The sequence below is a fragment of the Delftia sp. WSY_7 genome (assembly GCF_043104845.1).
Classification (GTDB): domain Bacteria; phylum Pseudomonadota; class Gammaproteobacteria; order Burkholderiales; family Burkholderiaceae_C; genus Comamonas; species Comamonas tsuruhatensis.
The window spans coordinates 68,509-81,278 of sequence record NZ_JBICLB010000034.1 but is presented as its reverse complement, the minus strand read 5'-3'; the positions used below and the strand labels follow the sequence as shown (position 1 = coordinate 81,278).

Sequence of the window (12,770 nt, the reverse complement as noted above, 5' to 3'; positions counted from 1 at the left end):
CGGCCTGGGTTCAGTGCTGGGCCTGGGCCTTGGCCTGCTTGCGCTCCAGGAAGGCATTCATGTGGTGCTGCGGCTCGCCCGTGTTGAAGGCCGCGCCGAACTCGGCCACGCTGTCGGTGATGGCCGAGTCCACGCCCATGCCTTCCCAGCGGCGCAGCAGGCGCTTTTGCTGGCGCAGCGCCTCGATGCCGATCCCGCCCAGCCCCTCGGCAATCTGCGCGATGCGCGCATCGAGCTGGTCGCCGGGCACGCATTCGTTGAGCAGGCCCCAGCGCTCGGCCTGAAGGGCGCCGATGTTCTCGCCCGTGAGCAGCAGCCAGCTGGCACGCGTGCCGCCGATCTGCGCGGGCATCATGGCCGCGTGGATCACCGAGGGAATGCCGACCTTGACCTCGGGCATGCCCACCACGGCATCATCGGCCGCGATGCGCAGGTCGGCCGCCATGGCCAGCTCCAGCCCGCCGCCCAGCGTATGGCCCTGCAGCCTGGCGATCACGGGCACGGGGAAATGCCGCACCGCGTTGCACAGGTCGCGCAGCCCGCTGATGAAGGCGCGTGCCGAGGCGGCGTTGAGCGACGCCATCTCGCGGATGTCGGCCCCCGCCACGAAGGCGCGCGTGCCCGATCCGCGCAGCACCAGGCAGTGCAGATCGGGGCGCTCGGCCAGCTCGGCCAATTGCGCGGTCAGCGCGCGGATCACGGGCGTGCCCAGGATGTTCAGCGGCCCGCCGCCGGTGATGGTGAGCACGGCGGTCTGCGGGGTGGGAAAGGTCACTTGTGCATGCACGGCAGATCTCCTCAAAGTTTCTCGAAACCGATGTCGCGGATCAGCTGGGACCAGGCCCGGTTGGAGCGCTCCACCGTCTGCCTGAACTGCGCAGGCTCCTGGAAGTCCACGACGGCGCCCTGCTGCTCGATGGTCTTGATCAGCTCGGGCTTTTGCAAGGTCTTGCGCAGGGCTTCGCTGAGCCTGGCAAGAATGGCGGGATCGAGCCTGGCAGGCGCGCCCAGGCCGTACCAGGACATGTCGTTCATGGGCTTGAGACCGGCCTCGGCATAGGTGGGCACGCCCGGCAAGGCCGAAAGGCGCACGGGGCTGGACACGGCCAGCGCACGCAGCTGGCCGCCCGCGATCAGCGCGCCAGAGGACGGCATGTTGTCGAACACCACATCGAGCTGCCCCGCCATCAGGTCGTTGAGCGCCGGCCCCAGCCCCTTGTAGGGCACATGGGTGAGGGTGGTGCCCGTGGTGCTGCCGAACAGCGCACCGCTCAGGTGGCTGAGCCCGCCATTGCCCGAGGAGCCGTAGTTGAGTTTGCCCGGCGCGGCGCGCGCCGCGTCGCTCACATCCTTGGCGTTCTTGTAGGCCGAGCCTGCGCTGACCACCATCACGCCCGGCACATTGGCGATGTTGGTGATGGGCGTGAAGTCCTTCACCGGGTCATACGCGGGCTTGGCGTAGACGTTGGGGTTCACGGCATGCGAGCTCTCCACCATCATCACTAGGGTGTAGCCGTCGGCCGGCTGCTTGGCCGCATAGGCCGAGCCCGTGCTGCCGCCCGCGCCGGGGCGGTTTTCCACCACCACGGGCTGGCCCAGCGTCTCGCCCAGGTAGCGGGCCGCCACGCGCGCGATCACATCGGTGGCGCCGCCCACCGCATAGGGCACGACCAGGCGTATGGGCCGGTCGGGATAGCTTCCTGCCCCTGCCGCCCCCGCTGCCCCGGCTGCCCCTGCCGCATATGCCAGCGGCATCCCCGCCAGCGCGGCGGCTGCCACGGCGGCCTTCAGTACTTTCATGCGTTTCGTCATCCTTGTCTCCTTCTTGGCTTGTCGATGTCTAGGGATTCAGAGGTCCTGCGGCGCCGCACCGAGCACGGGCGGCGGCGGCACCTGGGCGCCGCTGCCGGCCGGCACCATGGGGTTGCGCACCAGCTTCAGCGTGCCCAGCTGCGGGTGCTCCACCGTCTGCAGCATCTGGCGGTGCCGGACCTGCGGATGGGCGAAGACCTGTTCCATGGTGTTGATGCAGCCCCAGGGCACCTGGGCGGTGTCCAGCGCATCGGTCAGGGCCTGCAGCGGCCAGCGGCCCAGCGCCGCGCGCAACAGCGGGCGCAGCTGCGCCATGCCGGTCAGGCGCGCGGCATTGGTGGCAAAGCGCGCGTCCAGGTGCCAGTCCGTGCCCAGCACGGAGCACAGGGCGGCGAACTGCCCGTCATTGCCGATGGCCAGGATGAAATGCCCGTCTGCGCAGGCAAACACCTCGTAGGGCGCGCAATTGGGATGGGCGTTGCCCGTGCGGCGCGGGTTCTCGCCGCTGACCAGGTAGTTGGCCGCCTGGTTGGCATTCATGGCCACGGCCACGTCCAGCAGGGCCAGGTCGATGTGCTGGCCGCGCCCCGTGCGCTGGCGCTGCACCACGGCCGCCAGCACGGCGCTGGTGGCATACATGCCCGTCATCAGGTCCACCACGGCCACGCCCGTGCGCAGCGGGCCAGCGCCCTCCTCGCCATCGGCCACGCCCGTGTAGCCCATGAGGCCGCCCAGCCCCTGGAACACATAGTCGTAGCCGGGCTTGTGCGCAAACGGGCCGCTCTGGCCGAAGCCCGTGATCGACAGGTAGATCAGCCCGGGGTTGATGGCGGCCAGCGCCGCGTAGTCCAGCCCGTGGCGCGCCAGCGCGCCGGCCTTGTAGTTTTCCACCAGCACGTCGGCATCGCGGATCTGGCGCAGCAGCCAGGCATGCGAGGCCGGCTCGGTGAAGTCCAGCGCCACCGACTGCTTGCCACGGTTGCAGGACAGGAAGTAGGCCGACACGGCCTCGCCACCGGGGGCCTGCACGAAGGGCGGGCCCCAGGCGCGCGTGTCGTCGCCCGTGCCGGGACGCTCGATCTTGAGCACCGATGCGCCCAGGTCGGCAAGGTTCTGGGTGCACCAGGGTCCCGCCAGGATGCGGGACAGGTCCACCACGCGCAGGCCGTCGAGGGCGCTGGACAATCCATGGGTTTGTTGCATGGACTCCATGCTCGCGGCATGGGGCGCGGTGGTCCATCGGTCATTGCTTCACGCAGCGTTCGCGGAAACTGCATGCCCCGCGTAAGGGATGGCTTCCTCCACCGTTTCCCAGATGAACCGGCCCGACGGGCTTTGCTGCTCCTCCACCACATGCGCCACCAGCCCGGCCGCCCGCGAAATCACGGCAAAGCCGCGCATCACGGCCGTGGGCACGCCGATCTCGCCCAGCAGGGCGGCCACGGCCCCCGTGGCATTGATGGTGATGGGCCGGCCCGCTGCGGCGTCCACGGCGGCAGAGAGGATTTCGAGCGCGCGGATTCTGCTGCCCGCCAGTTCGGGTTCGGCGCGGCCCATGTCCAGCAGCTTGTAGGCGCGCGGGTCCACGGGCTTGTGCAGGTGGTGGCCAAAGCCGGGGACGGGGCTTTTCAACGCCTTGTGGTGCCGGGCGATGGCGCGGGCCTCGGCCTCGGGGTCGGCGGCGGCGGCGATGCGGTCGAGCAGCGCGGCGCAGTTCTCCATGGTGCCCACGAAGGAGCTGCCCACGGCCAGCAGGCCGGCCGAGACGGCGCCCTGCAGGTTCTCGGGCGCGCTCATGTAGATGAGGCGCGTGGCGATGGCGCTGGGCGTGAGGCCATGCTCCATGAGCACGATGAGCACCACATCGGCGATGCGCAGGTCCACGGGGCGCGGCGTGCGGCCCAGGATCTGCATCAGCATCACCTCGGTGAAGGTCTTCTTGCCCATCAGGTCCTCGACCAGGTCGGCATCGCGGTAATGCAGGCTGGTGAGGGTGTGGGTGCACAGGCGGGTGACGGGGGGTTGGTGCGTGGCCATGGCCAGGGTCTCCTTGTGATGGTGTGCGGGATCAGCGCGGTGCCAGCGCAAGCTCGCGCACGGCCGTCTTGAGCAGCTTGCCCACGGGCGAGCGCGGCAGGCTGGCGTGAAAGTGGATGCGCTTGGGTGTCTGCACGGGGCCCAGGCGCTGGCGCACGAAGGCGATCAGTTCGGCCTCGTCCGGCCGCTGGTCGGGGCGCAGTTCGGCGCGCAATTGCACGGCGGCCTGCACGGCCTCGCCCCAGTGGTCGTCGGGGATGCCGAAGACCACGCACTCATGCACGGCCGGATGCTGGCCCAGGGCGTTTTCCACATCAACGGGATAGACGTTGAAGCCGCCCGTGATGACCAGGTCCTTCAGGCGGTCCTTGAGGTGCAGGTAGCCCTGCGCATCGATCAGGCCCCGGTCCCCCGTGTGCAGCCAGCCGTTCACCAGGGTCTCGGCCGTCTTGCCGGGCAGGCGCCAGTAGCCGCTCATCAGCAGATCGCCGCGCGCCACGACCTCGCCCACCTCGCCCCGGGGCAGCAGGCGGCCGTCGGGCGCCATGACGGCCAGGTCGCTGAACCAGGTGGCCCGACCCACGGAGGTCCACAGGCCTTCGTCCTCGAAGTCCTCGGGCCGCATGGCCGTGAGGATCTGCGGCGCCTCGGTCTGGCCATAGGTGGTGGCCAGCACGGGGCCGAAGAAGGCGCGCACCTGGCGGATTTTCTCGGGCGGCATGGCGGCGCCGCCGTAGATGAGGCGGCGCAGGCCGGGGAAGTCCGCACGGCTGGCGCCCGGCAGCGCCATCAGCATGTAGATCAGGGTGGGCGGCATGAAGCACACGGTGCCGCCGCGCACGGCAAAGGCGCTGCGCACGGCCTCGGCACCCGCACCGTCGAGCAGCACATGGCAGCCGCCCTGCGCCAGGATGGGCAGCAGATAGGTGGACGTGCCATGCGTGATGGGCGCGGCCATGACGTAGCGGTCATGTTCATCGAACCCCCAGGCCTGGATCTGGTTGGCAATGCCGGCCATCCAGGCGCGGCAGGGCTGCATCACGCCCTTGGGCAGGCCCGTGGTGCCGCCCGTGAACTTGATGGCCTGGATGGCATCGGCGGGCAGGTCGGGTGTCACAGGCAAAGCGCCGGTCTGCGCCTGCTCCAGGGCCGCCGTGCCCTCGCCCAGCACCAGGTGGATGCCCGGCGCCCCTTGCACCAGTGCAGCGCCGCCCGCATCGCACAGCACGATGGAGGGCTCGGTGGCATCGATGATGCGGCGCACCTCGGACTGCGTGCTCTTGGGATTGAGCGGCACCCAGACCTTGCCGCTGGCCATCACCGCCAGCAGGGCGGCGATATGGTCTGCGCTGTTGCCCGCGCAGATGCCCACGCGGCTTTGCACGGCAGGCTCCAGCGCCTGCAGGCCGGCCGCCAGCGCGGCCACCTTGCGGGCCAGCGCGTCATAGCGGATGCAGCCGCCCGGTGCGTCGATGGCGATGCGCTGCGGCCAGCGCTCGGCCGCGCGCCAGAAAAAATCAATGGGTTGCATGGGGGTCGTCTCCTTGTGGGGCGGTTGTGTCGAGCTTTTGCCGAACGTGTGCCGAACTACTGGGCGGTGGCGCCCGAGGCCTTGACCACCTCGCGCCAGCGCTTGATCTCCGACGCCGCAAAGCTGCGCATCTGCGCCGGGGTGCCGGGCTCGGGCGTGGCGGCCATCTCGCCCAGGCGCTGGCGCAGCTCGGGTGCGGCCAGGGCGGTGTTCAGGGCATGGTTCAGGCGCTCGATCACGGCGGGCGGCGTGCCCGCAGGGGCGGCCAGGCCGAACCACGACTGCACGTCAAAGCCCGCATAGCCCGACTCCGCCAGCGTGGGCACATCGGGCAGCAGCGCCGAGCGCCGGGCGCTGGTGATGGCGATCGCGCGCAGCTTGCCGGCCTGCACATGGGGCAGGGCCGAGGGCGCGTTGTCGAACATGGAATCCACCTGCCCGCCCAGCAGGTCGGTGATGGCCGGTGCGCTGCCGCGGTAGGGCACGTGCAGCATGCGCAGGCCCGACAGCTGCCGGAACATCTCGCCCGACAGGTGGATCGACGAGCCGCTGCCCGACGAGGCGAAGCTGATGCCCTGCGCACTCTGCCTGGCATGGCGCACATAGTCGGCCACGTTCTGTATGGGCAGGCGCGGGTTGACCACGAGGATGTTGGGAATCTTGGCGATCAGGCCGATGGGTTCGAAGTCCTTGACCGGGTCATAGCCGAGCCGGGGGTAGAGCGAGGCATTGATGGTGTTGGCAATGGTGTAGACATACAGCGTGTAGCCGTCCGCAGGCGCCCGCGCCACGGCCTCGGCGCCCACATTGCTGTTGGCGCCCGTGCGGTTGTCCACCACCACGCTCTGGCCCAGCTGCTCGCCCATCCGGGCGGCCACCAGGCGTGCGATCACATCGGTGGCGCCGCCGGCCGCATAGCCCACCACGAGCCGCACGGGCCGGGCAGGCCAGGCCGCCGGCTGCGCCAGCACGGGTGCGGGCGCCAACGCCACGGTCGCGGCGGCCATGCCGGCCAGTGCGCAGGTGAAGGAACAGGCCAGCAGGCGCCGGCGCGCCCACGGATTGAAACGGGCAGGGGTTGTCATGTCTTGTCTCCAGGTGATCGTTCTGATGTCCGCTGATGTCTGCTGATGTCCGCTCATGTCTGCCTGTGTGGGCTTTCGACGGCCTGCGGCACACTGCGCGCTGCACGCAGGCCCTTTTCTGCCCTGCCTGCAATCACCGGGAAATTCTTTTCCATGCCTTCGCGCAGCACCAATCCAAACGTCCGGCCAGCGGACATTCCAGTCTCCGCCGACGATGCCGGCAGCCGCACCCTGCGCCGTGGCCTGCAGGTGCTGGACGCCGTGCTGGCCGCAGGCCGCGAGGGCCTGCGCGTCGCTGACCTGTGCCGCGCCACGGGGCTGGAGCGCGCCACGGTGTACCGCCTGCTGTCCACCCTGGTGGACAGCGGCTATGTGGCGCACAGGGGGCGCTTCGGCTATGCGGCCGGCCACCGGCTGGCGGCCACGGCCGCCAGCGCAGGCCAGCCCAACATGGCGGTGCGGCTGCAGCCCGTGCTGGAGCGCGTGAGCGCGGGCTGCGCGGACGCGGCCTTTGCCATCGTGCGCGAAGGCGCGGCATCGCACTGCATCGCCCGCCATGTGGGCACGCATCCGGTGCAGATCCTGGTGATCCAGGTGGGCACGCGCCAGCCGCTGGGCGTGGGAGCGGCGGGCCTGGCCCTGCTGGCCGCCCTGCCCGATGCCGAGGTGCAGGCCGCGATGGCGGCCAACGCGCCCGTGCTGGAGCAGTACGGCGGCATGACGCCCGAGCGCATGGCCCTGCTGGTGAAGGCCACGCGCCAGCGCGGCTGGTCCGTCATCGGCAACCACGCCACGCGCGGCGTGCTGGCCGTGGGCATGGCGGTGCGCAATGCCGAAGGCGAGCCCGTGGCCGCCGTCAGCGTGGCCTCCACGCTGGAGCGCATGCCCGGCGAGCGCCAGAAGCTGATTGCGCGCTCGATAGGCGAGGCCCTGGCGGCCCTGCTGCCGCGCGGCATCTGAGGCCAAGCCCCGGTCTGCACCGACAATCGGCGCTGCACACCACAAGCGCCGCCCCCATGGAACTGAGACAACTCCGCTACTTCGTCCGCATCGTCGAACTGGGCTCCATGAGCCGCGCCGCCCTGGACCTGGACATGGTCCAGTCCGCGCTGAGCCAGCAGGTCAGCCGCCTGGAAAGCGAGCTGTCCACCCGGCTGCTGCAGCGCACGCCGCGCGGCGTGGTGCCCACCGAGGCGGGCGTGGCCTTCTTCCGCGAGGCCCAGCTCACGCTGCGCCATGCCGAGCAAGCCGTGCGCAGCGCGCAGCAGGCGCGGCTGTCGGGCTCGGTCAGCGTGGGCCTGGCGCCCACCACCTCGGCCATGCTGGGCCTGCCCATGATGCAGGCCATGCGCGCGCGCTACCCCGATGTGCGCCTGCACATGGTGGAGGGCATGTCCGGCCACCTGACCGACATGCTCAATGCGCGCGCGCTGGACATGGCCGTGCTGTTCGACGCCCGCCTGCACGGCGGTCAGGCCCGCGCAGGCGGGCGGCGCTGGCAGGTGCACCCGCTGATCGAGGAGGAGCTGTTCCTGATCCGCGCGCGCGGCCACCACCCCGAGCCGCTGCCGCCGCAGATGGCGCTGGCCGACCTGGCCGGCGAATCGCTGATCCTGCCCACGGGCCTGCACGGCCTGCGCAGCACGCTGGACACGGCCTTCTCGCAGGCGCGCTTCACGCCGCATCTGGTGCTGGAGGTGGATTCGCTGTCCATGGTCATGGCGGCCGTGGATGCGGGCCTGGGCAGCACGGTGCAGCCCTGGGCCTCCATGGGCCGCTATGCCGATGCCGCGCAGCGCTTCGAGTGGTCGCGTATCACGGACAAAGATGCCCTGCGCACCAACTTGCTGTGCAGCCTGTCCGAGGATGAGCTGTCGCCCGCCGCCCTGGCCGCGCGCGTGGTGCTGATCGACTGCGTGCGCCAGCTGCTGCGCGGCGGCGCCTGGGCTGGCACGGCCCTCATCCATCACGAAGACTGATACCCCCATGCCGGCGGGCCCCTGCCCGCCGCGCTGCGTTCTCCCTACATTCGCAATCCCCACGATGGCGAATGCAAGGAGAACTCCATGGACCCCGATGTCCTGGTCATAGGCGGCGGCAATGCCGCCCTGTGCGCGGCCCTGATGGCGCGCGAGGCAGGCCGCAGCGTGCTGCTGCTGGAGGCGGCGCCGCGCGACTGGCGCGGCGGCAATTCCGGCCACACGCGCAACCTGCGCTGCATGCACGACGCTCCCCAGGACGTGCTGGTCGAGGCCTACCCCGAAGAGGAGTTCTGGCAGGACCTGCTCAAGGTCACGGGCGGCATCACCAACGAGCACCTGGCGCGCATGGTGATCCGCGCCTCCTCCACCTGCCGCGACTGGATGCGCCGCCACGGCGTGCATTTCCAGCCGCCGCTGTCGGGCGCCCTGCACGTGGCGCGCACCAATGCCTTCTTCATGGGCGGCGGCAAGGCCCTGGTCAACGCCTACTACCGCAGCGCCGAACGGCTGGGCGTGCAGGTGCGCTACGCGTCGCCCGTGGACCGGCTGGAGATCGAGGACGGCGAGTTCAAGGCCGCCTGGGTGGGCGAGCAGCGCATCACCGCAAAGACCTGCGTGCTGGCGGCGGGCGGCTTCGAGTCCAACCGCGAGTGGCTGCGCGAGGCCTGGGGGCAGAACGCACGCGGCGAATGGCCGTCCGACAACTTCCTGATCCGCGGCACGGCCTTCAACCGCGGCGTGCTGCTGCGCCACCTGCTCGAAGACCATGGCGCCGACCGCATCGGCGACCCCACCCAGGCCCACATGGTGGCCATCGACGCGCGCGCGCCGCTGTACGACGGCGGCATCTGCACGCGCATCGACTGCGTCTCGCTGGGCGTGGTGGTCAACCGCGAGGCCGAGCGCTTCTATGACGAGGGCGAGGACTTCTGGCCCAAGCGCTATGCCATCTGGGGCCGCCTGGTGGCCCAGCAGCCGAGCCAGACCGCCTGGTCCGTCATCGACGCCAAGGCCATAGGCCGCTTCATGCCGCCGGTCTTCCCGGGCGTGCGCGCCGACTCACTGCCCGAGCTGGCACGCAAGCTGGGCCTGGACGAGGAACGCTTCATGCAGACCCTGGATGCCTACAACGGCGCCTGCCGCGTCGGCCACTTCGACCACACGGCGCTGGACGACTGCCATACCGAGGGCCTGGCCCCCGCCAAGACCCACTGGGCCCGCCCCATCGACACGGCGCCCTTCTACGGCTACCAGCTGCGCCCCGGCGTGACCTTCACCTACCTGGGCCTGGAGACCGACGACACGGCGGCCGTGCGCTTTGCCGGCCAGCCCAGCACCAGCCTGTTCGTGGCCGGCGAAATGATGGCCGGCAACGTGCTGGGCAAGGGCTATACGGCCGGCGTGGGCATGTCCATCGGCACGGCCTTCGGCCGCATCGCGGGCCGCAACGCGGCCCTTGCCGCCGCCGGACAACCCGCCGTGCGCGGCGCAGTGACAGAGAAGGCTTGACCGAGATGCAGACCCTGAACGCCCTGGCCCAAGAAGCCCAGGACCTGGCCGCAGGCCGGGTCATCCCCATCCTGCCGGTCTCCACCGAAACGGCCGCCGAAGGCGAGGTGGCGCGTGCCCTGCAGATCTGCAACGCCTGCCGCTACTGCGAAGGCTTTTGCGCGGTCTTCCCGGCCATGACGCGGCGCCTGGAGTTCGGCAAGGCCGATGTGCACTACCTGGCCAACCTGTGCCACAACTGCGGCGCCTGCCTGCATGCCTGCCAGTACGCGCCGCCGCACGAGTTCGCCATCAACATCCCCAAGGCCATGGCCGAGGTGCGCGGCCAGACCTATGCCGACTACGCCTGGCCGCCCGCCCTGGGGCGCCTGTACCAGAGGAACGGGCTCACGCTGTCGCTGGCCCTGGCCGCAGGCCTGTCGCTGTTCCTGGTGCTGGCCGTGGCCCTGCAGGGCGGCCCGAGCCGGCTGTGGGGCGCCGACCTGGGCGCCAACTTCTACAACCTGTTCCCGCACAACCTGCTGGTGGGCATCTTCGCGCCCGTGTTCCTGTTCGTGGTGCTGGCGCTGGCCATGGGCGTGCGCCGCTTCTGGAAGGACGTCAAGCCCGCCACCGGCGGCGTGGACGTGGGCACGCCGGCGGCGGCCGAGGCTGCGCACGACGTGCTGCGCCTCAAATACCTGGACGGCGGCCACGGCGAGGGCTGCCACAACGACGACGAAGCCTACACCCTGAGCCGCAGGCGCTTTCACCACCTGACCTTCTACGGATTCATGCTGTGCTTTGCGGCCACGGCGCTGGCCACGATCTACCACTACGTGTTCGGCTGGGCCGCGCCCTACGAATTCCCCAGCCTGCCCAAGCTGCTGGGCGCGGTGGGCGGCACCAGCCTCATGCTGGGCACCGCAGGCCTGTGGCGCCTGAACCGCAGGCGCCACCCGCTGCATGGCGACGCGCGCCAGAAACCCATGGACCTGGGCTTCATCGCCCTGCTGTTCCTGGTCGCGGCCAGCGGCATGGCGCTGTGGCTGGGCCGCGGCACGCCGGCCCTGGCCCTGCTGCTGTGCCTGCACCTGGGCGCGGTGATCGCCCTGTTCGCCACCCTGCCCTACGGCAAGTTCGCGCACGGCGTGTTCCGCACGGCTTCCCTGCTGCGCCACAACACCGAAAAGCGCCAGCCCAGCCCCATCGGGCTGGGCGCCGACTAGCCGCATGTGCCCCGATTCCCAGCCAATGACGGAGACAACCCCATGATGAACAAGCGCAACTTCCTGCACGCCACCGCCCTGGCCGCCTCCCTGCTCGCACTGGCCGCCAGTGCGCAGGCCCAGGACTTTCCTCCCAAGAAGCCCGTGTCCCTGGTCGTGGGCTTCGCCGCCGGCGGCGCCGCAGATGCGGCCGCGCGCCTGATCGCCAAGAAGCTGGGCGAGAACATCGGCCAGAGCGTGGTGGTGGAGAACAAGGGCGGCGCGGGCGGCAACATCGCCCACCAGCAGGTGGCCAATGCGGCGGCCGACGGCTCGGTGCTGCTGTTCGGCTCGGTGGGGCCGCTGACCATTGCGCCGCACCTGATGAAGCTGCCCTACGACCCCTTCAAGGACCTGGCACCCATCTCGGGCGGCGTGAACTTTCCCAACGTGCTGGTGGTGCACAAGGGCGCGGGCGTGAAGACCCTGGCCGAGTTCGTGGCCAAGGCCAGGAAGAACCCGGGCACGGTGGACTACGCCTCGACGGGCGCGGGCTCGGCCTCCCACCTGGCAGGCGAGCTGTTCAACCAGCGCGCGGGCATCGACATGGTGCACGTGCCCTACAAGGGCGGCGCGCCCGCGCTGCAGGACCTGCTGGGCGAGCGCGTGACCAGCTACTTCGCAGCGCCGCCCACGGCCCTGCCCCACATCGAGGCCGGCAAGCTGATCCCGCTGGCCACCACGGGCCTCACGCGCCCGGCGTACATGCCCGACATCCCCACGGTGGCCGAAGCCGGCTATCCCGGCTTCGAGGCGCTGAACTGGTATGCCTTCGTGGCACCGGGCAAGACGCCCAAGCCGATGCTGGACCGCTGGAACACCGAGATCGTCAAGGTACTCAATGACCCCGGCGTCAAGGACGCGCTGAACAAGCACGGCCTCACCCCCCAGCCCACCACGCGCGCCGAGTTCGCGGCCTTCATGAAGAAGGAGTACGAGCAGTGGGGCAGGCTGGTGAAGGAGCGAAAGCTCTCGGCGGAGTGAGCGGCTTGCAGGCGTTCAGAGTTTGATCGGCTTGCGTGCCACGGGCGCTGCAAAGCCCGCGCACAGGCGGTTCCAGACATTGATGCTGCCGATGGCATAGGTCAGCTCCACCATCTCGCGCTCGCTGAAATGCGGGCGCAGCGCCTCGAAGTCCTGCTGCTCGGGATGGGCCTGGCTCAGGCGCGTGCAGCGCTCGGCCCAGTTCAGGGCGGCGCGCTCGCGCCCGTCGTAGAAATCCACCTCGGGCCAGGTGACGATGCTGTTGATGCGCTGCAGGTCCTCGCCCCGGGACAGCAGTTCGCGCGTGTGCATGTCCACGCAGAAGGCGCAGCCGTTGATCTGCGAGACGCGCAGGAACACCAGCTCCAGCAGCTGGATGCCCAGGCTGGACTCGTGCAGCAGCGCGTTGATGCCGGCCTGGGCCTTGTACAGCTCGGGGGCCACGGCCTGGAAGTTCAGGCGCGGCGTGGGGGCGGCAAGAGGACGGGCGCCGGTGGCAGCGGAAGACGAAGCGGACATGGAAAACACTCCTTGAGGGATGTAGCAGCCTGCCGGAATGGCTGGCCCATACCTTCAAGACGCG

12 protein-coding genes are annotated in these 12,770 nt (G+C 70.2%); 5 read left to right on the top strand and 7 right to left on the bottom strand.

The window, feature by feature from the left end; translation table 11 throughout:
• Positions 1–10: 10 nt before the first annotated feature.
• From ACF8ME_RS15160 to ACF8ME_RS15135, 6 genes are read right to left on the bottom strand one after another with little or no spacing between them, the layout of a single operon-like run.
• Complete coding sequence (locus ACF8ME_RS15160) at positions 11–787, bottom strand: enoyl-CoA hydratase (protein WP_034366441.1); 777 nt, start codon at positions 785–787, stop codon at positions 11–13.
• Between the two features lie 11 nt (positions 788–798).
• The gene (locus tag ACF8ME_RS15155; protein ID WP_392417235.1) at positions 799–1,812 is read right to left on the bottom strand and encodes a Bug family tripartite tricarboxylate transporter substrate binding protein; all 1,014 of its coding nucleotides are present in this window, start codon (positions 1,810–1,812) and stop codon (positions 799–801) included.
• Positions 1,813–1,848: 36 nt separating this feature from the next.
• Positions 1,849–3,015, bottom strand: coding sequence for a CaiB/BaiF CoA transferase family protein (locus ACF8ME_RS15150; protein WP_392417233.1), 1,167 nt, complete (start codon positions 3,013–3,015; stop codon positions 1,849–1,851).
• 48 nt (positions 3,016–3,063) lie between these two features.
• Positions 3,064–3,849, bottom strand: a complete 786-nt coding sequence (locus ACF8ME_RS15145) for a citryl-CoA lyase (RefSeq protein WP_392417232.1) — start codon at positions 3,847–3,849, stop codon at positions 3,064–3,066.
• 31 nt (positions 3,850–3,880) lie between these two features.
• Entirely contained in the window at positions 3,881–5,380 is a 1,500-nt protein-coding gene (locus tag ACF8ME_RS15140; RefSeq protein WP_392417230.1) for a class I adenylate-forming enzyme family protein, read from the bottom strand.
• Positions 5,381–5,436: 56 nt separating this feature from the next.
• On the bottom strand, positions 5,437–6,465 hold the full coding sequence (locus tag ACF8ME_RS15135) for a tripartite tricarboxylate transporter substrate binding protein (RefSeq protein WP_313284227.1): 1,029 nt from the start codon (positions 6,463–6,465) through the stop codon (positions 5,437–5,439).
• Positions 6,466–6,618: 153 nt separating this feature from the next.
• On the opposite strand from ACF8ME_RS15135, the gene ACF8ME_RS15130 reads away from it, so the two are divergent.
• The 5 genes from ACF8ME_RS15130 (at position 6,619) to ACF8ME_RS15110 (ending at position 12,187) form a co-directional block, all read left to right on the top strand.
• A complete protein-coding gene (locus ACF8ME_RS15130; protein ID WP_013804645.1) occupies positions 6,619–7,425 on the top strand; it encodes an IclR family transcriptional regulator in 807 nt (268 codons plus the stop codon).
• Between the two features lie 56 nt (positions 7,426–7,481).
• On the top strand, positions 7,482–8,444 hold the full coding sequence (locus ACF8ME_RS15125) for a LysR substrate-binding domain-containing protein (protein WP_012202727.1): 963 nt from the start codon (positions 7,482–7,484) through the stop codon (positions 8,442–8,444).
• 87 nt (positions 8,445–8,531) lie between these two features.
• On the top strand, positions 8,532–9,956 hold the full coding sequence (tcuA, locus tag ACF8ME_RS15120) for an FAD-dependent tricarballylate dehydrogenase TcuA (RefSeq protein WP_392417227.1): 1,425 nt from the start codon (positions 8,532–8,534) through the stop codon (positions 9,954–9,956).
• Between the two features lie 5 nt (positions 9,957–9,961).
• Complete coding sequence (gene tcuB / locus ACF8ME_RS15115) at positions 9,962–11,164, top strand: tricarballylate utilization 4Fe-4S protein TcuB (RefSeq protein ID WP_392417225.1); 1,203 nt, start codon at positions 9,962–9,964, stop codon at positions 11,162–11,164.
• A gap of 42 nt (positions 11,165–11,206) precedes the next feature.
• Positions 11,207–12,187 carry a tripartite tricarboxylate transporter substrate binding protein gene (locus ACF8ME_RS15110; RefSeq protein ID WP_174538924.1) on the top strand — a complete coding sequence of 327 codons (981 nt, stop codon included), beginning with the start codon at positions 11,207–11,209 and terminating at the stop codon, positions 12,185–12,187.
• 15 nt (positions 12,188–12,202) lie between these two features.
• On the opposite strand, the gene ACF8ME_RS15105 is transcribed toward ACF8ME_RS15110, so the two are convergent.
• Positions 12,203–12,706 (bottom strand): carboxymuconolactone decarboxylase family protein, encoded by a 504-nt coding sequence (locus ACF8ME_RS15105; RefSeq protein ID WP_338499030.1) that lies wholly within the window; start codon positions 12,704–12,706, stop codon positions 12,203–12,205.
• Positions 12,707–12,770 lie beyond the last annotated feature (64 nt).

Bases quoted from the DNA above. Each gene is read 5' to 3' on its own strand.
- ACF8ME_RS15155 (WP_392417235.1), bottom strand. From the start codon at position 1,812: ATGACGAAACGCATGAAAGTACTGAAGGCCGCCGTGGCAGCCGCCGCG.
- ACF8ME_RS15150 (WP_392417233.1), bottom strand. From the start codon at position 3,015: ATGCAACAAACCCATGGATTGTCCAGCGCCCTCGACGGCCTGCGCGTG.
- ACF8ME_RS15145 (WP_392417232.1), bottom strand. From the start codon at position 3,849: ATGGCCACGCACCAACCCCCCGTCACCCGCCTGTGCACCCACACCCTC.
- ACF8ME_RS15140 (WP_392417230.1), bottom strand. From the start codon at position 5,380: ATGCAACCCATTGATTTTTTCTGGCGCGCGGCCGAGCGCTGGCCGCAG.
- ACF8ME_RS15135 (WP_313284227.1), bottom strand. From the start codon at position 6,465: ATGACAACCCCTGCCCGTTTCAATCCGTGGGCGCGCCGGCGCCTGCTG.
- ACF8ME_RS15130 (WP_013804645.1), top strand. From the start codon at position 6,619: ATGCCTTCGCGCAGCACCAATCCAAACGTCCGGCCAGCGGACATTCCA.
- ACF8ME_RS15125 (WP_012202727.1), top strand. From the start codon at position 7,482: ATGGAACTGAGACAACTCCGCTACTTCGTCCGCATCGTCGAACTGGGC.
- tcuA (WP_392417227.1), top strand. From the start codon at position 8,532: ATGGACCCCGATGTCCTGGTCATAGGCGGCGGCAATGCCGCCCTGTGC.
- tcuB (WP_392417225.1), top strand. From the start codon at position 9,962: ATGCAGACCCTGAACGCCCTGGCCCAAGAAGCCCAGGACCTGGCCGCA.
- ACF8ME_RS15110 (WP_174538924.1), top strand. From the start codon at position 11,207: ATGATGAACAAGCGCAACTTCCTGCACGCCACCGCCCTGGCCGCCTCC.
- ACF8ME_RS15105 (WP_338499030.1), bottom strand. From the start codon at position 12,706: ATGTCCGCTTCGTCTTCCGCTGCCACCGGCGCCCGTCCTCTTGCCGCC.